Source organism: Helicobacter apodemus, assembly GCF_003097575.1.
Classification (GTDB): domain Bacteria; phylum Campylobacterota; class Campylobacteria; order Campylobacterales; family Helicobacteraceae; genus Helicobacter_D; species Helicobacter_D apodemus.
On sequence record NZ_CP021886.1, the window covers coordinates 1,751,948 to 1,777,250 of the forward strand.

A 25,303-nucleotide genomic window follows, 5' to 3' on the forward strand; every position below is an offset into this window, starting at 1 on the left:
CAATAATTTGTTAAAAAATTGTAAATTTTACATCTAAAATAATATTTATATGGATTTTTACCCCACCAATGCCAAGCTTAGTTCCTCTACAAGACCAGGCAAAGAATCCTTAAAAATCGCTTTTGCTCTATAAATCCCGCCCAAGTCCGCGCAAATCTCTTGAATATCCTTAATTTCCGCATAGCCATTTGCGATAATGTATTCTTTGATAAGCTCCAAAAACTCCTCTTGCTCGGGGCTAAATGTAATGCCCCTTTTCTTACATCGCCCACGCCACAGATTATAACGCGCATTCGCCCCAATCGCAAAATCTTGCAACTCTATATCCATTTTAAGTGCGTAACGCACAAGGGAGATAAGGTTGGTTAGGTTTTTGCTAGGATTCTTACTCACTTTGCCCTTATCACGCAGTTTATACGCATTCCATAGGCTTGGAATATCCATAGAATCTTGCTTTAGCTTATGTGCTAACTCTGCAATCACCTCATAAGTGAGGTGGCGGTTTTTGTAATTTTGCGAGTAGAGAATACTTAGGGCGGCGATTTCATCTCTATGCTGCAAAATAAATTCATTAAATTGCGCGATGAGATTCTGTGCCTTTTGCGTGTCAAATTCTGCACTAAGCACAGAATCTTGCGAGGTTTCATCAATATAGATTTTGCTCTTTTTTGCCAACTCTAAAAGCAATTTGCAAAATGTATCGTTTGTGAAAATCTCTAGCGGGTTGCTTTGCGGTTTTTCTTTAAGGCTAGATTCTTCGCCCGTTGAGATTCTTCGGGCTTTGCCCTCAGAATGACAAAGAGGAGATTCAGAATGACAAGGAAAAAGCTCGGAATGACAAGAGAGATTAGGCACAGAATGACAAGATTTGCAATGCAAAGAATCCGCAAATGCTAAAATCTCTTTTGCAAGTGCGCAAAGGCTTTTGCCGCAATTAAGCTCTTGCAAACGCGCATTATCCTCCTTGCTTAAGCTTAACTCTAAGCGCGTAAGCCTTGAAGCAAGGCTTAAGAGGGTGTCTTTGTCATATTCTCCTTTTTCCAAACCCTCGCGCACCTGTTGCAAAAGCTCTTTTAAGCTTAAGCGTTTCCTGCGCTCTAAGGGGCGTGAATCAATCTTTTGAGATTCACTCACGCCCACCGCGTCAATCACATAAAAACGCGTCTTGCAATCCGCGTTTGGCGTAACCGCCCTTAAATCGTCATTATGGATACTACGCACCCCGCGCCCAACCATTTGCGCATAATAACTCGCCGATTTGACATCACGCATAAAAATCAGCACTTCTAAGGGTTTAATGTCTGTGCCTGTGGCTATCATATCCACCGTAACTGCGATTCTAAACTTTTTGGAATGCCTAAAAGCGTTGATAAGTTCTTGTGGGTTTTGATTGCCGATGTTGTAGGTAATTTTTTGTGCAAACTCATTGTCTGCATTAAACACTTCTCGCGCGAGGCGCACGATTTCCTCTGCGTGATTATCATCTTTGGCAAAAATCAAAGTTTTAGGCAAGGGGATAGGCTCTCTTTCAGGGAAAAGCTCGGTAAAAACTTTGTTTTTATAAGTCTCTAAAATCGTGCGGATTTGGCTAGGAACAAGCACGGAGCGGTCTAAATCTGCTTTGGAGTATTCTAAATCCTCTTCTAAGCTCTCATAGCTGATTTTTCGCGTGTCTTTATCGCGGAATGGCACTTGAAATTCTGCATTTGCTTCAATAATGCTTCCTTGCTCGCTAATTTGGGTTTTAATCCTAAAGATTTCATAGCTCACATTGACTTTATCAAGAATGGATTTTTCTAAGTCATATTGCGCCACAATATTTTGGGCAAAAAATCCTAAAGTATGCTTAGAGGGTGTCGCACTAAGCCCGATAAGAAACGCGTCAAAATACTCTAGCACCTGTCGCCACAGCCCATAAATGCTGCGGTGACATTCATCAATGACGATAAAATCAAAGGTATCAATGCCAATTTGGGGATTATAGGTAACTTCTTTTGTCTCTTTATCCTCATTTTCAAAGGCGGAGTGTTCCTCGTTTGCGCTATCAAACTCACTCTCTCCGCACAAAATGGAATACAGCCGCTGAATTGTCGTAATCACAATTTTAGATTCTTTGGGAATGTGATTTGTCTCTAAATGCACCACATTATAAATCTCGCTAAAATGCCGCTTATCTGGGCTTGGGCTGAAATTGTCAAATTCTTTTTTTGCTTGTTTGCCAAGATTGTTCCTATCCACAAGAAACAAAATGCGCTTTGCCTTTGCTATGCTTAGGAGGCGATAGGCAAAATTACAAGCGGTAAAGGTTTTACCCGCACCGGTTGCCATTTGGATTAAGGCTCTTTGTTTGTTTTGTTTCAAAGATTTTTCTAAGCCCTCTATGGCTTCTTTTTGACAATCTCTTAGCTTTTTAGAATCTTGGTTGCTTAGTGGCGGGATTTGTCGGATTCTATCACGCAAAGAATCGAAGCTAAGCTTATCCAAAATCTCTTTTGGTGTGTGAAAGGCAAAAATCCTTCTTGCGCGTGGGCTTGGTTCGCGTAAATCTGTGAAATAAATTTCACTCGCATTGCTCATATAAACAAAGGGTAACATACCTTGATAAGAGGGAATATGTGCTGGGAGAGTATGAGTATAATTTTTAGCTTGATTTTCCGCCCCGCTTAGAGACAAAGAAAATTTTTTTGCCTCTATCACTCCACACGCTTTGCCCGCGACAAAAAGCATATAATCCGCCCTTGTGCCATTTTCTAGGATAAATTCTTTTATGGCGAGATTGTGTGCTGCATTGGATGTAGAATCCCCTAAAGTGCAATCCTTAAAATCTCTTAACTCAAATCCCGCTAGCGATAAAAGCTTATCAATCTCTTTTCTTGCTTTTTGCTCTGGCTTTAAATCTTGTTCCAAACCTTATCCTTTTTCTCTTTGCCTTATCGCATTTTACAATAAACTTAAAAGTTATGTGCAAGGAATCGTAACTATTTCTTGGTAAAATACCATTCAAGAAACGCAAGTATAATAGAGCTAAAAGGAGTTCCCATAAAGAATAAGCATTATTTTTTAACAATCTTGTTTGCAGTGGTATTTTTAGCAACTTCTAGCCTTGCAAGTCAAAAGGATATAATGCAAAAACAAGCACATATAAATCCTTATTTAAAATCTTGGAGCGACATAGGGGAATTTTTACAGGAACAACACCAAAAACTACTAAAATAGATAATTTTGGTAGTTTTATCCCATTTTTGGGACCAGGTGATATTGATGATATGGGGAATGTTTGTTACGACAATAAAGGATTATCCCAAATAGGCTTACAAGAAGCAAGAAAGATTCAACCAAATTCTATCCTTGTAGCTTGTATTGGAGGAATTGGCAAATCTTGTATAGTTGATAGAGAATGCACTTGTAACCAACAAATCAATATTATTGCTCCTTATAGTTGCATTTATTTTAGAATGCTTTATTATTCTATCAATAGTCAATATTTTCAAATTTTAATGCAAAAAAATTCCACAGGAACTGTAATCCCAATTATAAATAAAACACTTTTTGAAAACCTTTCAATCCCTCTACCTCCTCTAAAAGAACAAGAATATATCACCCATACTTTAGATACACTCTTTACACTCACTAAGGGTTTAAAATGTGAGTAATACTTATCAAATTTGTAGCCTATCCTTATATGTAATGTTAAAAGATGGCTCTAATTTTTCGTGAATGAACCCTGTTAAATTGAGACATCTTATTTCTTTTATTTCGCATATGAAATTATAAAATTATTATCCACTTCTCTATGTAGTTTATCTGTGATTATTTCATTAAATGGTGTTGCTATAAGATTATGAGGTTTTAAAAAATTTTCAAATACTAATCCTTGCGAAACACTTTTACATTCATTCTCTACTTCTTTGATTAATAAAAATTCTTTTTGATTGAAGCCCTCACTTAAAAATCTTTGTAATTCCCCCTTTTTATCAAAGGGTAGATAATATCTCACAAAAGCAATTAAAGAGCTTGTATCAAACAGAATTTTATTCATAGATAAATCTCTCTAAATTGTCATTTTTGATATATCTTTTAAAATGAGTGCATATTATGTATTCACTAACTACTCCCTCTAAAAACGCATTAATAAAAATATCTTTTTGTAAAGGTGAGAGGACAGGAATAGGCGGTTTAAATTTCTTATTCTCTTGATTCTTTTTATTTTCTTGTTTTTTTGGTTATATTCATTTTGCAAATCTTCTTTGAGCTGTTTGTATTTTGTCCATTGTATTTTATTGGTGTTAGCAAAGTGGTAAAACAAGGCAAGTCTGCTAATATGTTTTTTTACTGATAATTCTTGTATTGCTTTATTTTCAAGGTTTATTGCATTTGAGGGGATATTTTTTAGCTCATCTAAACTTTCGCCAAGCAACAAAGCAAAGGCGAATTGATTGCACCAAACCTCCTCACTATTTGGGTTTTGTATAAAGATATTTTCATCAATATTTTCGTTATTTAAAAGATAATGCCCCAATTCGTGTGCTAAAGTAAAAATTTCCCTTTTTCGTCCCTGCTGCTTTAGCATAATAGCATTTGATTTGATAAAAATCCGCATAAGTTGCTTTTGTATTTTTTATTATGGGATTCTATATTTTCCAAAACTAGAATGTTTTGCTCTGCAAGATTATCAATAAAAGATTCTAAAAATTGTTTATCAGATAGCTTTTTTGTAGGGAGCAAAAACTGCATTTGCTTAGCAACTTCAAGTGGGGAATCTTGTAATGCAAAACTTTTAAGCTTACGTGCAGTAAATGAAAAATCTCCGAGCTTTGCCAACCCACTAATATAATTAATTTCTTTTTCATATTGAGTGATAAACTGCTTATCTCCAATCTCTAAATTCTCTTTAAGATTATCTTTCCTAAACAAAATACTTGATTCTTTTGTATTTAAAGGAGAGGGATTGGTATAGAAATCTAAGCCCACTTGAAAGATAGTATCAATGGCTTTTAGTGTTGTTTTGTTTAATGGCTTACTCAAGTCAATTTTTTTGAATAGCCTTTTGTAAATCTTGTTTTGAGAGATTAAAGAGCTTAAGCAAATACTCTAATCGTTGTGGATTGATACTTATTTGAACTGCTTTTGCCATTTTGCCTACACTAATAAAAATATTTTAGATTGTATCAAAATATAATGAATTAGAAAATAAATTTCACTTCACGCTTAAACCTTTAGTAAGTGCAAAAAGTGTATCAAGGGTTTGGACGATTTCTTTTTGCTCCGCTAGAGGCGGGAGGGGGATTTCTAAGTTTAAAAACAAATTTCTATCTAAATGTGGAATCGCAACTCCCTTTTTATTGCCTTTAAAAAAATCTTTGTAGCAAAGTAAAATATAATCCATAAATTCAACTTTTGCTATTGCAGAAAAATCAAGTTTTTTTAGTGTGCTTCCTAAAAATCCATCTTCTTTAGCGACAAAAATTTCGCCAGAATTTTCTCCATCCATTAAAATTAATCTATCGTTAGCAGAAACCATATTCCCACCATTAGTTAGACTTTTATCACCTCCGTTTCTTAGGTATTTAACATCTAAAATAGGCAAGTCTTTATTTTTTGTAAGGGGGACAAGTGGCTCTACTTGCGAAGCGTTCCCCTTATCCCCCTTACAATCCCCCAAACCCCTAGCACACTGATTATTTTGCAAATCAAAATTTATCGGTATTATTGGCTCTCCGCTTACTATTTCTACTATATCCCCCAATCTCACCCACACCCAAGAAGGAGGAATAGGAAAGGGTGGGGTGGAAGCATTGTCTTTGTATTGAAAATTGCTCTTTTCAATACTTCTTTTTATAATGTTCTCCCCAAGTTTCTAAGGAGTGTAACACTACATCTAGGCTTTTTCCTAAGGTCGTAAGGCTATATTCCACACGTGGAGGCACTTCTGCATAGATTTTACGCTTTATAATCTTTGCCTCTTCTAGCTCTCGGAGGTTTTGTGTAAGCACTTTTTGAGAGATATTTTGATTTTTTGTTACACTTACAGATTTTTTAAGCTCACCAAATCGCTTCGTTCCATTAAGTAAATCCCGCACAATGATGATTTTCCATTTATTGCCAATGAGATTTAAAGTAGTCTCGATTGGACAAGGTGAAATATATACATTCATTTTTACCTCCTTACTCATTCTTGATATTCTAAAATTTTCAAAAATTATAACATAAGTATATCCCTATATACCATAATAGTATTAAAAATAATACTATATGATAAAAAATATCTTACTTGCTTTTTAATACCAAGTTCTATAAAATTACAAAGTTGAAATTCCCTATTCACATTTTAAGATTTAAAGGAGATATAATGAAAGAGGCTTTATTACTTCAAGCACAATACAATCAGTTTGCTAATGCTAATATGATTGCAATTTTTAAAAAAGCTTCAAAAGAATTACTTTATAAGGATTGTGGATTATATTATGGCAGTATAATGCAAACAGCAGAGCATATTCTCTGTAGTGATATAGGTATTATGTTAGGAAGATTTAGAGCATTTTCTTCCAAAACCTTAGAGGAAGTGGAGGCAATTTTGCAAACTCTTAATCCAGATCATAGATTGCAAAGTGCAATTTATGAAGATATAGAGGCATTTGGGAGATTGCGAAGTCAAGTAGATAGCAAGATTATCACGCTTATAGAATCTATTGAGGATTTTAAAAGTGTGGATACACTTACCTTTCCTGGTGTGGAGTTTAAAAAGCCTCGCGGATTCTTTATCTTAGCACTTTTAAACCACGCAACCCATCATCGCGGACAGATTGCAGGAGCACTGGATATACTTAATATTGAAAATGACTTTAATGGAATGCTTGGAATGTAACGTTATAAATAGATTGCAATTAAGGAATTCGTAGAGATTGCCTTTGAAAATACCAATGTAATAATATTACTTTTATTTTCTGCAATTTTATATCTTTCCATATTTTCTAAGTTCAAATATGGAATAGAAATTTTTAGGTGCTACAAATATTCTAAAAATTTATAAAAGCCTAAAATGGCTTCTTTATAGATTATTATAAAGCATTTAAAGCAAAAATGGAACAAATTTCCCAAGGTTTTTACAATATCCTTTAAGCACCTTTTCAAGGAATGTTGATGATTGAGCTTTTACTTACTTATACCCTAGCAGTTTTCTTACTCATCATAACTCCAGGTCCTGTGATTGCACTCATTATACGCAATGCTTCACTTTATGGATTTAAAACAGGATTTTTTACAAGTATAGGGGTAAATCTTGCCTCCTTAATCTTACTAATAACCGCTATTGCCATAATTTTAGGTATATTAAAAGTTTCTCCTCTTATATTATCCCTACTTAGCCTTTTAGGCTGTGTATTTATCTTTTATTTAGGGGCTAGTTCCCTTTATGACACCTTTAAAAGTTATAAAAACCAATTATCCTCTAAGATTCCTACACCACTCAATGAAAAAAATTGTAAAAAAACCTTAAGTTCTAGCTTTTTAGAAGGATTTGGACTTGCTATTGGCAACCCTAAAGATATTATATTCCTAGTAGCGTTTTTCCCACAATTCATTCATATCACTAATTCTATTACTCTAAGCTTAAGCATTTTAGTAACTATATGGGTCGTCCTTGATGTTGGTATTCTTGTTGGCTATGTTTTACTCACGCAAAAAGCTATTTTTTTCAAATACCAAAATATTATTGGGATTATGAGTAATATTATTTTAATATTTGTTGGAGTATTTGGGGGTTATTATTTACTCCATTCTTTGAGCCTATAATTTCCTTAATAGAGTTAAATAAGTTATATTATGGCAAAGACTAAAGTCTAAGATTCCTTAATTTATGCAAAGGTTTAAAGACAGGTTTATTTTTTACTATCTCTTAATAATCTGTATTTTATAATACAAATCGACAACAATATTAAAGTTTAATCAAAGGAATATCAATGCCACAAGAACAACCAATGCAAGAAATTCCAAATAAAAAGTTAAGCTCTCTACCTGTAAGCTTTTTTGGTGCGTGTATGGGGTTAAGTGCAATGGGTGTAGCGTGGTATGCAATGTCAAATTTTAGCTTACTTTATTCCACAGATTCTCAACATAATTTAACCTATATTCCCCAACCCTCTTTTATTATCTCTCCTTCTTTTGCGGATATGCTTTCGCTTATTTTTGCGCTTCTAGCCATTGTTGTTTTTATTATGTTAAGTATCGCTTATACCATAAAGCTCATTACAAGTTTTGAAAGTTGCAAACAAGAGTTTCTCTCTCCTATAACGCGTCCATTTTTTGCCACTATTTGTATCACTCTATTGCTTTTGCCCTTCACTTTGCAAAGACTTGAAATTCCTGAAATAATAAGCTTTATAATATGGATAATGGGTGCAATATCAATGCTCATCTTTAGTGTGCATATTGTTCAATTTTGGATTTGCCACAAATTTGAATTATCTGATATAACTCCTGCTTGGATTATCCCTGTTGTAGGATTACTTGATTTACCGCTTGCATTGCCGCTCTTTTCACAATTTGATGTAATGCCTGATGTTGGGTTTTTAATATCAATATTTTGCCTAGCAGTGGGCTTTGCTTTTACAATTTTGCTTTGCACGCTTATCTTTGCACGCATTGTATTTTTTGCCAAGCTTCCTGATAAGTTAATGCCTACTTTAGTTATTTTACTTGCGCCTTTTGGTGCTGGTGTTGGAGCATATATGGTTTTTATTTCTATGCAAGCACTTACATTAGGAGAGAATTCTTTAGGATTTCTTGCAATGGATTCTACACCCTATATCCTCTTTTTAATTGGTTTGTTTCTTTTCTTTGCCTTATTGCCGCAAATTATCCAAATCAAAAAATGTTGCCCTTTTAGAATCTCTTGGTGGGCGATTAGCTTCCCTTTAGCGGCAATATGTATCGCAAACATAAGGATTAATACAGAAATTTTAGAATTCCCAAAATCTTTTGCTCTCTTAACTTCTCCCTTGATTAATATTGAAACAATATTTTCATTTTTTTCAACAAGCCTATTAATCTTTACAACACTAGTATTTATATGGCTTATTGTGCGGACATTAGTTGGGCTACTAAAAGGAGAATTGCAAAATCTCTCGTAAAAGTCAATAAGTCTTTAAGGATTGCAAGAGTTTTTTGTATTAAAAAAGGGGTAAGAATATAATAATTAGACTTTCTAAAGATTCTTAGAGAATCTTTGGGTAATTTTAAGCCTTTAGTTTGGCAAGGTATTCCGATAAAGGGAGATTATCCGCATTAGCACTAAAAATACAAAAGGCTTCTTCTATCTTAGCACCTAAATAAGCAAAAGTATGATTAATGGGAGAGAGAAGTGTATTAATACCATAACCATGATGACCATCATAGCTTGACTCTTCCCCGTGTGCTGTGGTAATAATGCTAAAAGTTTTATCTTGTAATAATTTAGGATTAGAGCTATAGAGAATAGCGGTTAGCACTCTATCTTCCCATTCTTTCATAAGTGAGGGTGTGCTAAACCAAAAAAGTGGAAATTGAAAAATGATTTTATCAGCCTTTTGTAAAAGTGTAATTTCAGATTCTACATTAATGCTGTTATCTTTATAGGTTGTGCTAAGATTATGGATTGTGAGATTATCAAGAGATTTTGCAGCCTCTAAAAGGGCTTTATTGATCTTAGAATCCTCCCAAAAAGTATGGGCAAAAATAAGAAGTGTTTGCATAAAATTCCTTATTGATAAATTTTTTAAATTAATGAAGTTATGATTGTAGCTATTTAATAGTTTAAAGAAGCTTAGAATCCTTAGTATTAAAGCCAATAACAAAGGTAATTTATGAATACTCTTAATACTTAAGGAGAGCTTAGTTTAAATAAAAGATTAACCCTAACTGGCTTAATCTATAAAAATTAAGCATTTTTTCTTACACTTATAAAGAATAGGATTCATATAAGCCTTGCAACAAATAATAACCCCCAAATATCCCAACAATCATCAAAACAATATCACTAACAATCCCAATACCATTCTTATACCGCAAGAAAATAACCTTTTGCATAAGAATGGCATAACTCATAAGGATAGAAAAATCAAGGAGAATCCATATTGCAACCAATAGGCTTAAGCTTAGAGTAATAGAAGGGCTTATGTGAATAAATTGTGGAAAAAATGCCATAAAAAATATAATGTCTTTGGGGTTACTAATAGCGATGCCAAAACCCTCTAAAAAGCTAGAAATAAAGGTTTTTTTAAGAGTATTTTTACCAAATTTTTCTTGTGTATTTAAATCTTGAGAGGATTTGTTTTGATGGCTTTTAAAAGTTTGATAAAGGGAGCTAGCCCCTAAATAAAAGATAAATACACAGCCTAAAAGGCTAAGTAGAGATAACACAAAAGGGGAAACTTGAAAGACGCCCAAAATCACAGCAATAGCAAGGGTTATTAAAATTAGCGAAGCGAAATTTGTCCCTATACTCGTAAACAGTGCTACTTTAAACCCATAAAGTGAAGCATTACGCAAAACAAGTGCAACCACAGGACCAGGAGTAGCGATAAGCAAAAAGACCGCTAAGATATAGGCAAATAAAACTTCAAGCATTAAAACTCTTTTTGAAAACTTTTAAAGGGCATTGTAAAAATGTTTGCTTTTTATCCCCCTTAGCCACATTATCAAAATTTTCTCTAGGATTTACTACAAATGTAATAAAATCCCCTAAATTCCTATTTTTAAAAACTTGATGATGAGGGCAGCTTATATTAAAAAATAATTCCACTGCATTAAAACAAAAACTCCACATAGAATCATTTGGATCTGCAGGAATATGCTCTAGCCATTTTTTGGTATCGTTATTATGTAGAAATTGAAGTTGTTGCCACGCAAAAGTTTGCTCTTTAAAAAGGCTAGTAAAGGAGTTTTGAAAAAATACCACCAAAGGATTATAGAGTCTTTTATCAATGGGAGTAATTTTTACAAATTCTGTGTATTCCCTCATACCTTTTATGAATGTTTTGGGTTGGCAAATAGGGACAAACAAAAATAAGATACCTTGAAGTTTATAGGCTTTAAGTGCGAAAATACAAGGAAACTCTGGATTTTGCATATTATTTTCAAATCCCTTCAAGGCTTCTTGTTCCCAATTTTGAGATATTTTAGTATTTTGTGCTTTTAAGATTCTAAACTCCATATCCCTCCCTTACTTTAGTAATTCAAATAAGTTTTAGATAATAATCAACAAAACTTTAATTAATGTTTAAGCTTTTAAAATTCTTTGGGTAGGGATTAGCTATTTAATACCTTGAATAAAACATAAACTTTCTAATGAAACACCCTATCACATTGAAGTTTATAACACAAACCCTTTATATACAAAAAGATTACAAGCCATAAAAGTTAGATTTTGCAAACCCCTTAGCTTTGAGTAAATCTTTAACTTCCTTTTAAAATTACCTCCTAATCTTAGAGATTTATGCTAGTAACGCAACTTGCTTAATGACTTTGCTATAATTTTCTTACTTATTGTTTAAAAGGAAGTCTATGCTCTATTATATTATCGCCTTTTGTATGGGGATAGCTATTGCTATGCAAGCCCCTATTAATGCCTCTTTAGCAAAGGTTTTAGAAAACTCCCCCATTAATGCTGCACTAACCTCATTTATTATAGGCTCTATTTGTCTTTTAATTATTGCTTATTTGCAAGGCTCTTTGAATCTCTTTGCCCTTAAAACACTCTCTATACAAAATTTATGGAAACTCTTAGGGGGTGTCTTGGGGGCATTTTTTGTCTTTGGGACGATTTTACTTGCCCCTAAAATTGGGTTAATTAATATGTTTTTACTAGCCCTTGTAGGACAGCTTTTAATGAGTGTTATTTTGGATAATATAGGAGCTTTTGGGCTAGTCGCCAAACCTATTACATTACAAAAAATACTAGGTTTAGGCATTATCATCATTGGGCTTTGTGTTTTCTTTTCTAAAGAGCTTAAATTAAATTTCATATAGCATTATTAAATTTCTGTAAAAATAGTTTTGCTCTATGTGTTTTAGGTGCATTAAAAAAGGTTTCTGGAGGGGATTGCTCTAATATCTTTCCCTCACTCATAAATATCACTTCATTAGCAATCTTTCTAGCAAAATTTAGCTCGTGTGTTACAAGAATCATCGTCTTATCCTTAATCATCTTTATAACATTTAAAACCTCTTCAACAAGCTCTGGATCTAAGGAACTAGTAGGCTCATCAAAAAGCAATATCTCGGGATTAAAAGCTAAGGCTCTAGCAATCCCTATTCGTTGCTGCTGCCCTCCACTTAACATACTTGGATAATACTCCGCCCTCTCCCTTAATCCTACCATATCTAAATACTTAAAGCCTATTTTATTAGCCTCGACTTTACTATACTTATGCACACTAATAAGAGATTGCGTAATGTTTTCTAAAGCGGTTTTATTGGCAAACAAATTATAATTTTGAAAAACCATTCCAACCTTTTTACGCACCTTTTGTAAGTCTCCTTTATGAATCTTTGCAAAATCAATGACTAAATCCTGCATTTTCATTATCCCGCTATCTGGGCTTTCAAGCAAATTAATACATCTTAACAGGGTGCTTTTACCGCTTCCACTTGGACCAAGTAGGGCATAAACTTTGTTTTTTTCAATTTTTAAACAAATATCCTCTAAAACCCTCTGTGTTTGAAAACTTTTCTTTAAATGTAGTATTTCTATCATTTAGCACCTACAATCTTTTTATATTTTCTTACTCTCCTCTCTAAGAGTGTAAAAATCTCCTCTAAAATACTACTAATCCCCAATAAAACAAAGCGGCAATAATATACACTTCTAAAAACTTAGAACTTCTATCAGCTTCAAGTGTAGCAAGACCCATAATTTCTGGCACAGAGGCTGCAAAAACCAAAGAGGTTTCTTTAATCAATAAAATAAAAAAATTTAAAATATTTGGCAAAGCCACTAATAAACCTTGGGGTAAGATAATTAAATACAAAGCTTGAATAGTCGTTAAACCTACGCTATAACTTGCTTCTAATTGCCCCTTATCAATACTTAAAATCGCACTACGAAATATCTCACTCAAATAAGCAGAACAATAGAGGGAATACACAAGATACATAAAATAAATTGCACCGATATTAGAAATGTCAATGTTTAGCCCATATTTTTGATTAAAATACCTTAGCACAAGAGGAATCCCATAATAGGCTAAAAATATCTGCACCAATACAGGAATCCCACGAAAAAATGAAATATACAATGTAGCTACTTGATAGAAAAAAGGGATTTTATAAATCCTAATAAGGCTTAACACTAATCCAAAAATAGAGCCTAAGATAAATCCTACAACTGCTATAGCAAGGGACAAAGGAACTCCCTTAGCGATAGCTGGAACTGCACTTAGAGCATATTCAAAATCAAAAAGCTGCATTATTGGCTTTGATCAACACCAAAAAACTTGATAGAAAGCTCACGAATCTCTCCTTTCTCTTTGGCTTTCTCTAAGGCAGCATCAATTTTCTCTATAATATTTTTAGACTTTTCCTCATTCCTAAAAATAAAATAAACATTACTTTCTTGTATCCTGCCATCTAAAATTTTTAACTTCAAATTCTGCTCTTTAATAATATCTGCAATACTAGCAGGATCGTTTAAATGCACATCAATACGTTTATTGACTAAATCCTGCAAAAGAGGGCTTAAATCCTTATAATAGCGTATTTCCAAAACACCTCCATTCTCTTTATTCCATTCTTCTAAAATTTTTGTATGCACCGAACCAACCACACATCCAGCAATTTTACCCTTAAAATCCTTTGGGGAATTGATAGCATCCTCATCCTCCCTAGTAATAAACTGTGAGGTTGAAACAAAATAATTTTGATTATTAAATAAATACCGCTCTTCTCTCTCTGGTGTTTTAACAATTTGATTAGCCAACATATCAAATCTACCAGAATCTAATCCTAAAAATAAAGCACTCCAAGGGGCATAATTAAATTCAAAAGACAAAGTGGGATCAATCTTTTCTAACACTCTTAACACTTCTACATCATATCCTGTAACTTTACCCTCTTTATCCACATAGCTAAAAGGCTTATAAGCTCCCTCGCTTCCTACTTTAACCTTAGTAACATTTTGCAACTGCTCATCTTTTATACTCTCTGTGCTACAACCTATAACCAAGATTAAAGGCATAATAGCTATTAAAAGCACTCTTTTCATCATCTCTCCTATATTTTATCTAAGGCATTGCTTAATGCGTCTTTTAAATCCTCTACATCTTCTAATCCAATAGATAATCGCAGTAGATTCTTAGTAATATTTAATGCCTTTTTAACTTCCTCATCAACACTTCCGTGGCTCATATAATAAGGACTTCCAAAGAGACTTTCTGCCCCTCCTAAACTCTCCGCTAAAATAAAATGTTTAAGGTTTTTAGCAAAAACTTGCACTTGTTGATATTCTGCTTTTAAATAAACACTCACAACACCGCCAAATAAACCATTCATTTGCTCTTTTGCAAGTTCGTGTTGGGGATGTGAGGGGAGTCCTGGATAAATCACCTTTTCTATCTTATTATGAGATTCTAAAAATCGTGCGATTTCTAAAGCATTACTACAATGCCTCTCCATTCTTAATGCTAAAGTTTTTAACCCCCTAGCGTGTAAATAAGAATCAAAAGGAGCAAGAATCATACCCGTAGAATTAGAAACAAAACGCAATTGTTCATATAAAGAATCATCGTTTAAAACAACCGCTCCCCCTACACTATCACTATGTCCATTAATATATTTTGTCATACTATGCAGAACAACATCAGCACCTAAATCTAAGGGTCTTTGTAAATAAGGTGTAGCAAAGGTATTATCCACTACAGTTAAGATATTATGCCTCTTAGCTATTGCACAAATAGCTTTTATATCACAAAGCTGCAAAAGCGGATTTGTTGGGGATTCTAACCAAATCATTTTAGTGTTACTTGTGATGTTAGATTCTATATTTTCTAGTTTTGTCATATCAAGGTATTTGACTTTAATATTAAAATGATTAAACACTTTACTTAAAAGTCGCCTTGTCCCCCCATAAATATCATCAAAACAAAGAATTTCATCATCAGACTTTAAGAAACTTAACAAACTAACGCATTCAGCTGCCTGACCGCTTGCATAACAAATCGCATATTTTGCATTCTCTAAAGCCGCTAACTTGCTCTCTACAACTTCCCGCGTAGGATTGGTTAATCTAGAATATCCAAACCCCTTAATAGTATTTTCAAAATCTGGTTTTGCAAAGGTGCTTGCTAGATGGATAGAGCTTATAACATCACTTGAGGTTTTACCACTTAAATTAGGCTCTTCAGCAACAAATACGGCTTTTGTGCTAAACTTCATAATCTTCCTTTCTTAATAAATTTAACTTTAATAAAATTCTACTATTATTTCTTTTAAAAAGGCTTTTATCTAAAGATACACCCTAAAATACTCCTTAAAAAGACTCTATTTTCTTAAAAGTGAGACAAATTTACTTTATTGGTAGTTTAAGATAAAACCTCAATAATCCAAATGTTACTTTTATAGAAAAAACGAAAGAAAAAATAACAAAATTATTACAGCTTAAAACGCAATATGTTAAGCTCAAATCACTTTTATTCTACAGATTTATAGATATAAAGAGGACTTTAGGCAATAAATTATAGTCAAAAGGGTATTTATATATTTGTTTAAGGAGCAGAATATGCAAGAAAAAAATCATCTCTTAGAAGAAGCCATATTACCTGTGTGGAATAACCAAAGAACAATAGGCTTCATAGGTTTTATTTGGATGTGGATAAGTATGGCAGTTATTATCGCTACTTTTTCGCTAGGAGAGACAGGCATTAAGTCTATGTCCCTTTTTGAAGTTTTTAGCATGATTTTCATTGCCAATGTAGCTATTGCTATTATTATGACTCTTGTAGCAGATATTGGTATAGAACATGGACTTTCTTTTGCGGTGTATTTACGAGCCCCATTTGGGATAAGGGGCACACATTTCCCCTCCATTGCAAGAGGTATTGGAGCATCAATATGGTTTGGGATTCAAACCTATTTGGGAGCCTTAGCCTTAAATGGAATTTCCCAATACCTACTAGGTTTTGATAATTGGTTTATATGGTATGTGCTTTTTGGCATTATTCAAATAGTTAGCACAGGTATGGGGATTAGGGCTGTGGAGGTCATTACTTCAGTGGCAGCACCTTGTATTATTGCCGTAACGATTTGGATGTATTTCACATTAGAAGAGCTAGCACAGATTAAGGGCGTTAATATCTGGACTTTTGCAGGTAGCGAAAATATTAATCTCTTTGTCTTTTTCTTTGCAAATATGTCCTTTTGGTCTGCTTTAGCCATAGATATTCCTAATCTCACGCGTTTTTTAAAAACCCAAAGTGGTGCAAAAAACTTTTTTAAAAGAAACAAAAATGTCTTTATAGCACAACTTATAGCACTTCCAGCTACACAGGCTTGGATAGGTGTTATTGGAGGTATTTCTTTTTTAGCAGCAGGACTTTGGAATCCTATAGAAGTTATACAGGCTAATGGCACAGGGCTTACAATGATTGTTTTGCTTGTTATGGTGATTTTCTCTCAATGGTCTACTAATGCCCCTGCAAACCTTATCCCTGCGGCTTTAGCCTTTGTTAATGCTGGAGCACCTAAGATTCATTATTTCACCGCTGTTGTGTTTGCAGGTATCGTTGGGACTATCATTATGCCTTGGCTCATCTTAGATAATCTCTTTGTTTTCCTTGGCTACTATGGTGCAGTCCTCTCTGGTATAGCAGGAATCATCATCGCAGATTATTACATTATCCGCAAAAGAAAAGTAAATGTCCCTCATCTATACCTCTATGATGGGCAGTTTGTCTTTTATAAAGGCTTTAATTTTGCAGGTCTTTTAAGCTGGTTAATTGGAGGGGGTTTAGCCATTTATTTTACGAGCTATGCTTTTTTAGTAGGTTTTTTTGTAAGCCTCATTGTCTATGTTGTATTAATGAAAGTTTGGATTATACCAAGATACACGCAAGCAGAAATTACAAGTAAGGATGATAGCTTTCTTGGGACAAGTGTGGGTATGAATTGGGTCTATGATAATAAAAATGAGAAATTTCAGAGGGTCAAGACAGAAAATCTTAGTCTAACTTCTAGAGAGGATAGATAGATTAGAATCTTAAAAGAATTTTGCCCCTTAAGGGGGATGATGAGGAATTACAAAGAACTTAGCTATAATTCCACAAAATTTCCCTAAAGGTTAGAAATGGATTATGATGTTTTAGTTATTGGGGGCGGTCATGCCGGTATTGAAGCCTCTATCATAGCGGCTAAAATGGGTTGTAAAACACTTTTATTAACCATTTTAGTAGAGCAAATTGGTGCTGCAAGTTGCAATCCTGCTGTTGGGGGACTTGGTAAAGGGCATCTTGTTAAAGAAGTAGATGCACTTGGTGGAGTTATGGGATATATCACCGATAAAACAGGGATTCAATTCCGCACTCTTAATGCCTCAAAAGGTCCAGCCGTGCGTGGGACAAGAGCTCAAATTGATATGGATAGGTATAAAATCTTAGCAAGAGATTTATGTTACCAAACACCAAACCTAGAAGTTTCCCAGCAAATCGTAGAATCCCTTATTATAGAAAAAGACGCCATTAATGGTGTAAAAACCAATATTGGCAAAATCTATCGGGCAAAAAAAGTGATTTTAACTACAGGGACATTTTTAAGGGGTAAAATTCATATTGGGGAGAATACTTCTAGTAATGGACGTTCTGGAGAGCCTCCTGCTATGGAACTTGGCAAATGTTTAGAATCTTTAGGGCTTGAAATAGGGCGTTTAAAAACAGGAACTTGCGCGAGGATTAAAGGAAGTAGCATTAACTTTGAATGTTTAGAAAAACATTATGGCGACACCCCAACCCCTTATTTTAGTCAAGAAACCACTAAAGAATTAGGGGAGCAAACATTTGCCCCAACCCAACTACCCTGCTATGTAACCTACACTAATGCTAAAACCCACCAAATCATTCGCGATAATTTTCATCGCACCCCTCTTTTTACAGGGCAAATTGAAGGTGTGGGTCCAAGATATTGCCCAAGCATTGAAGATAAAGTTTATCGCTTCAGCGATAAAGAGAGACATCAGCTATTCTTAGAACCCCAAACATTGGAGGCTAATGAATATTATATTAATGGCTTAACAACCTCTCTACCCTTTGATGTTCAAGAAGCAATTATTCATAGTATTGAAGGTTTAGAAAATGCAGAAATTGTGCGTTATGGTTATGCTATTGAATATGATTATATTAATCCCACAGAGCTAAAACATACATTAGAAACAAAAAAAATAAAAAATCTCTATTGTGCAGGGCAGATTAATGGAACAACTGGCTATGAAGAAGCAGCCGCTCAAGGAATCCTAGCTGGTATCAATGCTGCCTTAAGTGCTAAGGGTAAAGAACCTATTATCCTTAAACGCAATGAAGCTTATTTGGGAGTTATGATTGATGATTTAGTTACTAAAGGGACAAAAGAACCTTATAGAATGTTTAGTTCCCGTGCAGAATATCGCCTCTTGTTGCGTGAAGATAATGCGATTTTTAGACTTGGGGAATTAGCCTATAAATTAGGTTTAATGCCACAGATAGAATACCAAAGATTACTTAAAGATAAGCAATGCATACAAGAGGGATTAAAATGGCTTAGGGAGACTTCTATAACCCCAACACTAGAAATTCTAAATCTCCTACAATCCTTAAAAGAAGAAAAAATTAGCGATAAAACAACTTGGCAAATTATTTTTAGCCGCAGGAGTTTTGATTTATCTAAACTCCTACAAATTTCTACACTCATTCCAACGCCTTTTAAATCCTTTTCACTCCGTGCTTTAGAGCAAATTCTAATAGAAGCAAAATACGCAAGCTATATCCAAAAGCAACAAATGCTTATTGATAATATGGATAAAATGTTAAGCATTCAAATTCCGGATAATTTTAACTATGAAATCCCAAGTCTTAGCCTAGAAGTTATAGAAAAACTCAAGAAATTCACCCCAAAAAGTCTTTTTGAAGCTAGTGAAATTAGCGGTATCACACCTGCTAGTTTAGAGGTTCTACAGCTTTATATCCATCTCCACCATAAAAACCTCGTTAAAACCTCATAAGTTTTTGCATTTTTTGCACTCTTAAAAAATTCCTAAAATCCCGCTCTTTTTTATCCATAGGATACATCCTATTCCACCTCTGCATTAATTGACGCTCTGTTTTAGAGAGCCTTATTTTATAAGTTTTTTCCATATACAAATAACTCCTAGCAATCCAACCCTTAGAATAATTTGCTGGATAAAATTCTTTGTCTTTGAAATTTGCATAAACTTTACATTGTCCATATTGATTTAAAAGCCATCTTTTAGGGGCTTCTCTAAAGGGAAGATTCCCCCTATCGGCATTTATCTCACCAATAACAGGAACGATATTTTGCAAATCTCCCTCCATTTTCTTAAATAAAGAATCATTGGCACATTCCCTCCTACCTCCTCTTTTCCAACAAGCTAAATGTTTGCCAAAGGTATGTGCTGGCATTATATGTTCTAGCTCTATTTGTCTAGCCCTTAAGTTGATTTTACCCTCTTTAGTGTATCTGTTTCTAGGGGTATAAGAGGGGCTAGGAATAATCTGGAAGCTATTTTTCACCCACCTAAAAGGGGTGTTACAATAAAAATCCCTTTGGTAATGGGGATTATCTTGTAAAAACTGGATTAAAGTAGTCTTGGCTGTAGCAAAAGAATCCGCTAAAGAAATTTGCAAGATCACTAAAATACTCACCAAGAAACGCATATTCTACCTTTGAACTAAACTTTTTTGTTTATGGACTGAAATCCTGAAATTTGCATTTAGTAAAACTTTGTTGATAAAAGCTAAGTATCCTGCTCTTGTTTGTGGAATTAAGATTTAAATATATATTATTTTTCATCATATAAGGCTTTTAAACACTTATTCAAAGCAATTTTATGAGGAATATCTATAGCTATAATTTTTGAAACATTTTCAATTTCCAAACAAGGATTAGCCACTTTGGTAAAAATAACAGAATCCCGCACCTCTTTTTGCTTTAACAAATAAGGTATAAAACCCGCTAAATAAGCACTATAGAGCATAGAAGAATTTTGCGAATAAGTCGTAATAATACAATCCCCTGAAGTCATTTCAAAAAGCTTTTTAAAATACTCATAAGTCCAAAGCATTTTATTCTTTTTAGGGCTAAAGGCATCTTGAAAGACAATATCAAAACTTCCTTTTAAATGCGTTAAAGTCTCTCTAGCTTCTCCTAAATGCAGATAAACCTTAAGTTTTTTCTCCTCATAATATTGTTCTGTGATGAGTTTGTTTAAAATATGCTTATCTAGATTCTTAGGGTAGTTATAAGCATTAAGTGATGCAAGGAGTGTTTTATCTATCTCTGGAGAGTGAATCTCCCAAACACCCTTATATCCCCTATCTCTTGCATAGCTTATCAAGGCAAGTGTGTTATAACCTAATCCAAAACAAATATCTAAAACCTTTAAAGAACCTTTATAGAAAGCATAAGCAAAACTTGGGTAAATATGTTTATGCATTGTTTCTTTTAAAGCACCATCGCGGAGATTATGATAATGCTCACCAAAATATTGATTAAAGAGTGTAAAGCTTGAATCTTGTGTTAAAACTTCTAACAAGATAATTCCATAGTCTCTAAAATTTTCTTAACAACTTCTTGTGGATTTGCCGCTTTATAAATTGGGCGTCCTACGACAATAAAATCACTCATTGCTTCTTTGGCATCTTGCAAATTCGCTACCCTCTTTTGATCTCCACTTCCCTCACCAAAAGGTCTTATAGCTGGTGTTAAGGTCAAAAAATCCCGACTAAAAGTTTGTTTAATCTGTAAAGATTCTAGACAAGAACACACTATGCCATTTACTCCAACGCTAGAAGCCATTTTTGCAAACTCTAAGACTTGGGAGGGAATATCCCTATGATAGATTTCAAAAAATGATTCTTCATCAAAGCTTGTTAAAGCACTAACTGCCATAACCAAAGGAGGATTTTCAATAACTTCTAAACGTTCCATAACTTCACGCATACCCACTCTACCACTACTAGCGTGTAGAGTAACCATATCAACGTCAAGCTTAGCGATTTCATCAATGCTATCACCCATTGTATTAGGAATATCATAAAGCTTCAAATCCAAAAAAATCTTAAAGGCAGGATTAATGGCTTTAATAGCATGCAAAAATGCTTGTCCATCGCGTATAAAGCTTCTTAATCCAACTTTAACCCAAATCCCATAATCCCTTAAAAGTTCTAATAAATCAAGATTTTCTTTTGCACTTGCTAAATCAAGAGCAACACAAAGCTTCACAATCTCTCCTAATCCAACAAAAAGAGTTCTAAGGGATATTTTTTGCCAACGCTTTTTAAATCCAAATAGGCACGAATCTTTAAAAACTCATTTTGGGGATAAGTATTTAATCGTTCTTTAGCTTCATCAAGCATTTCTAAATCTAATAAAACATAAAAATACGCCATTTCAGCTTTCTCATCCTCATTTGCTAAGTTTTCAAATAAACTAACCCATAAACCCGGCTCATAACATTTTTTGATTTTTTGTGCTAAATGCAAATAGTCTTCTTTGGTATATTCTACTTCCTTGCAAAGTTTAGCAATTTCTTCATTATTAAGTTGGATTTTTTTAGCATAGCACATTCCAAGCATTGTATCGGCTAAATCTTTATTCATCTTTACTTCACTAAGAAAATGCTTAATATCCTTAGTAGCACCCTTATCAAGAATCTTCTTAAACGCTGCTTGCTTATATTCATTGTCAAAATGCGATTTTTTTAAAACCTCTAAAGCAAATTTTTCATCATTTTCAATTTGATTAAAAGTATTTTGACGGATAAAAGAGGAATTATTAGGGAGCGAGAAACGTTTAAGATTCACATCTTTTCCTTTCTTTAAATCCCCTAAAACTTCTAAAAGCTCATCTAATCTGCTCTCACCACTTTTTGCTAACACTCCCTCTTTAACACCAAAAATAAGATTATCGAGTAAAATAGAAAGCCTTTTATAGCAATCCATACTTGGTTGCCTAAGGGATACTTTCTTATCTAAGAGTTGATTTTCAATCTGTTCTAATAAAAGCTTATAATCATTTTTATATTTATTTTCTCTTCTCCACATCCGATATATACCACCAAGACGCAAACACACAATAATGATAAAAAACAATAAAACAGGAATAACAAACCAAATTGCTAAAGGTAATGTAATAGTATATGGACTAAAAGGTATATGATAAGTATATCTCTCTCCACTTAAAGAATAAACATACAATCCCAAAAGCACAACAAAGACTAGCAAAGCTCCTAAATAATATTTCCATTTCATACTTTATCCTTTAGATCTTTTTCAACAATTTCTCGGCATACTATACAATATTTTGCGTGGGGTTTTGCTTTTAATCTCCCAAGTGCTATATGTTCATTACACATTTCACAAATCCCATACACTCCATTTTCTATTTTTTCTAAAGCTATCTCAATATATTCTAATTCTCGATGATGCTTTTGAAAAATTGACTTCTCTAAAGTATTTTCTGCACTCATTGTCGCATAATCCGCTTCATCTCCTTTTATATTACGCATTTGTTCGACATTGCTTTGGTGTTGAGCATTATGCTCCAAAATCGCATTCTTCTTAGCCAACAAAATCTTTTTAAAACTCTCTAACTTATCTTGATGCATAACTCTCCCTTTCACTTATGATAAGGATGATTGTTTAACAAACAAAAACCCCGATAAATTTGTTCACTCAATACAATTCTTGCTATACTATGACTAAAAGTTAATGATGATAAAGAAACACATAAATCACACTCGTGTAAAAACCCCTGTTCTAATCCATAAGCCCCTCCAATAAAAAATACAATCTCTGCCTTATCTTTTAATATTTCAGCAAACCCAAAGGTATCTAGGTTTCTTCCCTCTGGAGTGAGTGCAACCTTATAAGAAGTTTCTTTAAAAACTTTAAGAAATGCTTGTGTATAAGCCCTTTTTGCTTCTATTTCATTATTTTTTTGACCATCCTTAATGTTTTTGCAAAACATATTCACAAGTTCCATTTTGACTCCAAAATAAGAGACTAGACGTTTATACTCTTCACAAAGATGATTGCTTAGAGCATCTTTTGCAATATAATAAACTATTACCTTAATCAAGGATTCACTTTAAAATATTCTAAAAGCTGTGCAAGGGTGCTTTTCATCTCTTTGCGTTGCACTATCATATCAATCAATCCGTGTTCTAACAAAAACTCCGCGGTTTGGAATCTTGGCGGTAAATCCTCCCCAATAGTCTGCTTAATCACTCTAGCACCAGCAAATCCTATCATTGCTCCAGGCTCTGCCATAATAATATCACCCAAAAAGGCAAAAGAAGCACTAACGCCCCCCATTGTAGGATCACTAAGTATAGAGATAAAAGGCAATCTCTCTGCACTTAAAGCATTAAGGGCTGCAGAGGTCTTTGCCATTTGCATTAAAGAATAGGTAGATTCTTGCATTCTAGCTCCACCACTTGCACTTATGATAATTAAAGGGATTTTTTTAGCAATAGCACGATTAATAGCACGCACGATCTTTTCACCCTCTACAGAGGCTAAAGATCCCCCCATAAAGTTAAAATCAAACAAAACTAATTCAACTTCTATTCCTTCAATTTTGCACTCACCGCTAACAATAGAGCTGGGTCGCCCACATTTTTTTTGGTATTCCTCAATCCGTTTTTTATAGCTTTTTTTATCAACAAATTTCAAAGGATCATTAGGGGATAATTCTTTATCATATTCGATAAAGCTGCCTTCATCACAAAGCAAAGCGATTCTATCATCAAGGCTAATTCTCATGTGGAAATTACACTTGGGGCAAGTATGGAATTGCAATACTACCTCCTTATAATAGGTGAGTGCATTACAACTAGGACATTTCACCCAATGACTAGGGGCTTCTTGGGGAGTAGCTCTTTCATCTTTCGTAAAATTTTTAAAAAAATCTGCAAATCCCACTTACACTCCTTGCACAACATACTAAAGCCCTAATCATAATATATTTTTTTTTAATATTGATTAAAATCAAGGAGACTTTATTACGCCATTCACTCTATTTATCTTTATATAATCGGGATTTAATCCACCTCCTTACAAATCCTAAGAAACTCTTGATAATATTTCCAAGACTTTAGAATATCAGGACGATTCATTTTAAGATGAGCACAATTTTTATTAATAGCATTTTTTAAATCCTTACGCAATTGTCTGCTTTGACAAACATAATAAATTTCATCACTCTCACTTACCAAATACTTATTTTGTCTTATGGTTGTCTCTTTCAAAACCTTCACAAACTCCTTTAAATAATCCCTTGTTATCTCTAACAACATCTTATGTTGCATTAGTGCCATTTTGTCGCTTTGTGTTTTTACAAAAAACATTATATCTTCATTTAAAAACTCCAAAAAGTCCTTTGGAAACAGGTCTTTTGTAATATCCAAAAAACTAGGATTAGCTAATGCAGAATCACTAATGTGAATCTTGATTCCACCCTCTTTTGTTAGGCTTTGAGGATCATTTTTAGTTGTTTTTTTCAAATCATCATAATGTGCGATTAAACATCTAGGGAGATTGGGATAAAATTTCCCACGAAAATTTTGCTTTGTGAGACTAGAAATACTATTCTCATCAAGATTCCAGCCAAAATCATCGGCTAATTTTCTAGCACTACTAACAAGCACATTAGGATATAAATTTAAAACATCTAAGTAATAAGGAAAGAATCCATTTTCAATAAAAATACGCAAAGTATTTGAACTACAAGCCCCACTAACCATACTATTGAGACGGGTAATATCAGGCTTATCAACAGATTTGCCATTGCTATTGAGATAAGTAACACCAAAAAGATTTTTAATTTCATAGGTAAGATTTAAGTTGTGTAACATTCTTTTATTAAATTCAGAATCCCAATGATTAATAGCACTTTTAAAGACGCTAAAGGGATCTCTTGTCATTGCTATAATTGTTTTTGTTTGTAACAAAGAGCAAAACTTATGGCTATCTCTACCCCCTAAATGTTGCGAAAGCACTAGCATAGGATTTTTAAAAGGATTTTCTAAAAAACGAATATATGTTGGAGGTTTAAAGAATACAAAAGTGCG

Annotated in this window: 28 protein-coding genes; 7 read left to right on the plus strand and 21 right to left on the minus strand. The window is 33.8% G+C overall.

Annotated elements, in window-relative coordinates; all coding sequences use genetic code 11:
- Positions 1–57: 57 nt before the first annotated feature.
- A complete protein-coding gene (locus CDV25_RS08685) occupies positions 58–2,907 on the minus strand; it encodes a type I restriction endonuclease subunit R (RefSeq protein WP_108911597.1) in 2,850 nt (949 codons plus the stop codon).
- Positions 2,908–3,161: 254 nt separating this feature from the next.
- Between CDV25_RS08685 and CDV25_RS08690 the strand changes: the two genes are divergently transcribed.
- Positions 3,162–3,653, plus strand: a complete 492-nt coding sequence (locus tag CDV25_RS08690) for a restriction endonuclease subunit S (protein WP_162550488.1) — start codon at positions 3,162–3,164, stop codon at positions 3,651–3,653.
- Positions 3,654–3,751: 98 nt separating this feature from the next.
- Here CDV25_RS08690 and CDV25_RS08695 read toward each other — a convergent pair whose 3' ends face one another.
- From CDV25_RS08695 to rrpB, 5 genes are all read right to left on the minus strand, one after another.
- Positions 3,752–4,039, minus strand: a complete 288-nt coding sequence (locus tag CDV25_RS08695; protein ID WP_108911599.1) for a hypothetical protein — start codon at positions 4,037–4,039, stop codon at positions 3,752–3,754.
- Positions 4,040–4,117: 78 nt separating this feature from the next.
- Positions 4,118–4,600, minus strand: coding sequence for an ImmA/IrrE family metallo-endopeptidase (locus CDV25_RS08700; RefSeq protein WP_108911600.1), 483 nt, complete (start codon positions 4,598–4,600; stop codon positions 4,118–4,120).
- Entirely contained in the window at positions 4,564–5,025 is a 462-nt protein-coding gene (locus CDV25_RS08705; protein ID WP_108911601.1) for a hypothetical protein, read from the minus strand. Before CDV25_RS08705 ends, CDV25_RS08700 begins: the two co-directional genes overlap by 37 nt.
- 172 nt (positions 5,026–5,197) lie before the next feature.
- Positions 5,198–5,746, minus strand: coding sequence for a restriction endonuclease subunit S (locus CDV25_RS08710; RefSeq protein WP_162550489.1), 549 nt, complete (start codon positions 5,744–5,746; stop codon positions 5,198–5,200).
- Positions 5,747–5,822: 76 nt separating this feature from the next.
- Positions 5,823–6,155, minus strand: coding sequence for a MarR family transcription factor RrpB (rrpB, locus tag CDV25_RS08715; RefSeq protein ID WP_108911603.1), 333 nt, complete (start codon positions 6,153–6,155; stop codon positions 5,823–5,825).
- A 194-nt stretch (positions 6,156–6,349) separates the two neighbouring features.
- Between rrpB and CDV25_RS08720 the strand changes: the two genes are divergently transcribed.
- From CDV25_RS08720 to CDV25_RS08730, 3 genes are all read left to right on the plus strand, one after another.
- Positions 6,350–6,865, plus strand: coding sequence for a DinB family protein (locus tag CDV25_RS08720; RefSeq protein WP_108911604.1), 516 nt, complete (start codon positions 6,350–6,352; stop codon positions 6,863–6,865).
- Positions 6,866–7,140: 275 nt separating this feature from the next.
- On the plus strand, positions 7,141–7,791 hold the full coding sequence (locus tag CDV25_RS08725; protein ID WP_162550491.1) for a LysE family translocator: 651 nt from the start codon (positions 7,141–7,143) through the stop codon (positions 7,789–7,791).
- A 167-nt stretch (positions 7,792–7,958) separates the two neighbouring features.
- Entirely contained in the window at positions 7,959–9,128 is a 1,170-nt protein-coding gene (locus tag CDV25_RS08730) for an SLAC1 family transporter (protein WP_108911606.1), read from the plus strand.
- Positions 9,129–9,233: 105 nt separating this feature from the next.
- Here CDV25_RS08730 and CDV25_RS08735 read toward each other — a convergent pair whose 3' ends face one another.
- From CDV25_RS08735 to CDV25_RS08745, 3 genes are all read right to left on the minus strand, one after another.
- On the minus strand, positions 9,234–9,728 hold the full coding sequence (locus CDV25_RS08735) for an NAD(P)H-dependent oxidoreductase (RefSeq protein ID WP_108911607.1): 495 nt from the start codon (positions 9,726–9,728) through the stop codon (positions 9,234–9,236).
- Between the two features lie 205 nt (positions 9,729–9,933).
- On the minus strand, positions 9,934–10,602 hold the full coding sequence (locus CDV25_RS08740; protein ID WP_108911608.1) for a LysE family translocator: 669 nt from the start codon (positions 10,600–10,602) through the stop codon (positions 9,934–9,936).
- On the minus strand, positions 10,595–11,188 hold the full coding sequence (locus CDV25_RS08745) for a YqcI/YcgG family protein (RefSeq protein WP_108911609.1): 594 nt from the start codon (positions 11,186–11,188) through the stop codon (positions 10,595–10,597). The genes CDV25_RS08740 and CDV25_RS08745 overlap by 8 nt, the downstream gene beginning before the upstream one ends.
- Before the next feature lie 350 nt (positions 11,189–11,538).
- Here CDV25_RS08745 and CDV25_RS08750 point away from each other — a divergent pair, with 350 nt between their 5' ends.
- A complete protein-coding gene (locus tag CDV25_RS08750; protein ID WP_108911610.1) occupies positions 11,539–12,003 on the plus strand; it encodes a DMT family transporter in 465 nt (154 codons plus the stop codon).
- Here CDV25_RS08750 and CDV25_RS08755 read toward each other — a convergent pair.
- From CDV25_RS08755 to CDV25_RS08770, 4 genes are all read right to left on the minus strand, one after another.
- On the minus strand, positions 11,996–12,730 hold the full coding sequence (locus CDV25_RS08755; RefSeq protein WP_108911611.1) for an amino acid ABC transporter ATP-binding protein: 735 nt from the start codon (positions 12,728–12,730) through the stop codon (positions 11,996–11,998). The two genes, CDV25_RS08750 and CDV25_RS08755, sit on opposite strands and share 8 nt — an antisense overlap.
- A gap of 61 nt (positions 12,731–12,791) precedes the next feature.
- Positions 12,792–13,442: an amino acid ABC transporter permease gene (locus CDV25_RS08760; RefSeq protein ID WP_239056355.1), complete on the minus strand. Its 651-nt coding sequence runs from the start codon at positions 13,440–13,442 to the stop codon at positions 12,792–12,794.
- Positions 13,442–14,236, minus strand: coding sequence for a transporter substrate-binding domain-containing protein (locus CDV25_RS08765; RefSeq protein ID WP_239056356.1), 795 nt, complete (start codon positions 14,234–14,236; stop codon positions 13,442–13,444). Before CDV25_RS08765 ends, CDV25_RS08760 begins: the two co-directional genes overlap by 1 nt.
- A gap of 8 nt (positions 14,237–14,244) precedes the next feature.
- Positions 14,245–15,405: a trans-sulfuration enzyme family protein gene (locus CDV25_RS08770; protein WP_108911613.1), complete on the minus strand. Its 1,161-nt coding sequence runs from the start codon at positions 15,403–15,405 to the stop codon at positions 14,245–14,247.
- A 343-nt stretch (positions 15,406–15,748) separates the two neighbouring features.
- Here CDV25_RS08770 and CDV25_RS08775 point away from each other — a divergent pair, with 343 nt between their 5' ends.
- Together CDV25_RS08775 and mnmG are read left to right on the plus strand one after the other, a co-directional pair.
- Complete coding sequence (locus CDV25_RS08775) at positions 15,749–17,215, plus strand: NCS1 family transporter (RefSeq protein WP_108911614.1); 1,467 nt, start codon at positions 15,749–15,751, stop codon at positions 17,213–17,215.
- A 96-nt stretch (positions 17,216–17,311) separates the two neighbouring features.
- Positions 17,312–19,213 (plus strand): tRNA uridine-5-carboxymethylaminomethyl(34) synthesis enzyme MnmG, encoded by a 1,902-nt coding sequence (gene mnmG, locus CDV25_RS08780; protein WP_108911615.1) that lies wholly within the window; start codon positions 17,312–17,314, stop codon positions 19,211–19,213.
- Here mnmG and CDV25_RS08785 read toward each other — a convergent pair.
- The 8 genes from CDV25_RS08785 to CDV25_RS08820 all read right to left on the minus strand — a co-directional run bounded on the left by CDV25_RS08785 (position 19,200) and on the right by CDV25_RS08820 (position 25,237).
- Entirely contained in the window at positions 19,200–19,886 is a 687-nt protein-coding gene (locus CDV25_RS08785) for an endonuclease (protein ID WP_108911616.1), read from the minus strand. The genes mnmG and CDV25_RS08785 overlap by 14 nt on opposite strands.
- Before the next feature lie 125 nt (positions 19,887–20,011).
- Positions 20,012–20,764 carry an MnmC family methyltransferase gene (locus CDV25_RS08790; RefSeq protein ID WP_108911617.1) on the minus strand — a complete coding sequence of 251 codons (753 nt, stop codon included), beginning with the start codon at positions 20,762–20,764 and terminating at the stop codon, positions 20,012–20,014.
- Positions 20,758–21,453 (minus strand): orotidine-5'-phosphate decarboxylase, encoded by a 696-nt coding sequence (pyrF, locus tag CDV25_RS08795; protein WP_108911618.1) that lies wholly within the window; start codon positions 21,451–21,453, stop codon positions 20,758–20,760. The genes CDV25_RS08790 and pyrF overlap by 7 nt, the downstream gene beginning before the upstream one ends.
- An 8-nt stretch (positions 21,454–21,461) precedes the next feature.
- Positions 21,462–22,481 carry a hypothetical protein gene (locus CDV25_RS08800; protein ID WP_108911619.1) on the minus strand — a complete coding sequence of 340 codons (1,020 nt, stop codon included), beginning with the start codon at positions 22,479–22,481 and terminating at the stop codon, positions 21,462–21,464.
- A complete protein-coding gene (dksA, locus tag CDV25_RS08805) occupies positions 22,478–22,837 on the minus strand; it encodes an RNA polymerase-binding protein DksA (RefSeq protein ID WP_108911620.1) in 360 nt (119 codons plus the stop codon). Before dksA ends, CDV25_RS08800 begins: the two co-directional genes overlap by 4 nt.
- Before the next feature lie 11 nt (positions 22,838–22,848).
- Positions 22,849–23,310 carry a 23S rRNA (pseudouridine(1915)-N(3))-methyltransferase RlmH gene (locus CDV25_RS08810; RefSeq protein WP_108911621.1) on the minus strand — a complete coding sequence of 154 codons (462 nt, stop codon included), beginning with the start codon at positions 23,308–23,310 and terminating at the stop codon, positions 22,849–22,851.
- Positions 23,307–24,155, minus strand: coding sequence for an acetyl-CoA carboxylase, carboxyltransferase subunit beta (accD, locus tag CDV25_RS08815; RefSeq protein ID WP_108911622.1), 849 nt, complete (start codon positions 24,153–24,155; stop codon positions 23,307–23,309). The genes CDV25_RS08810 and accD overlap by 4 nt, the downstream gene beginning before the upstream one ends.
- Positions 24,156–24,274: 119 nt before the next feature.
- Positions 24,275–25,237: a DUF2972 domain-containing protein gene (locus CDV25_RS08820; protein ID WP_108911623.1), complete on the minus strand. Its 963-nt coding sequence runs from the start codon at positions 25,235–25,237 to the stop codon at positions 24,275–24,277.
- Between the last annotated feature and the right edge of the window lie 66 nt (positions 25,238–25,303).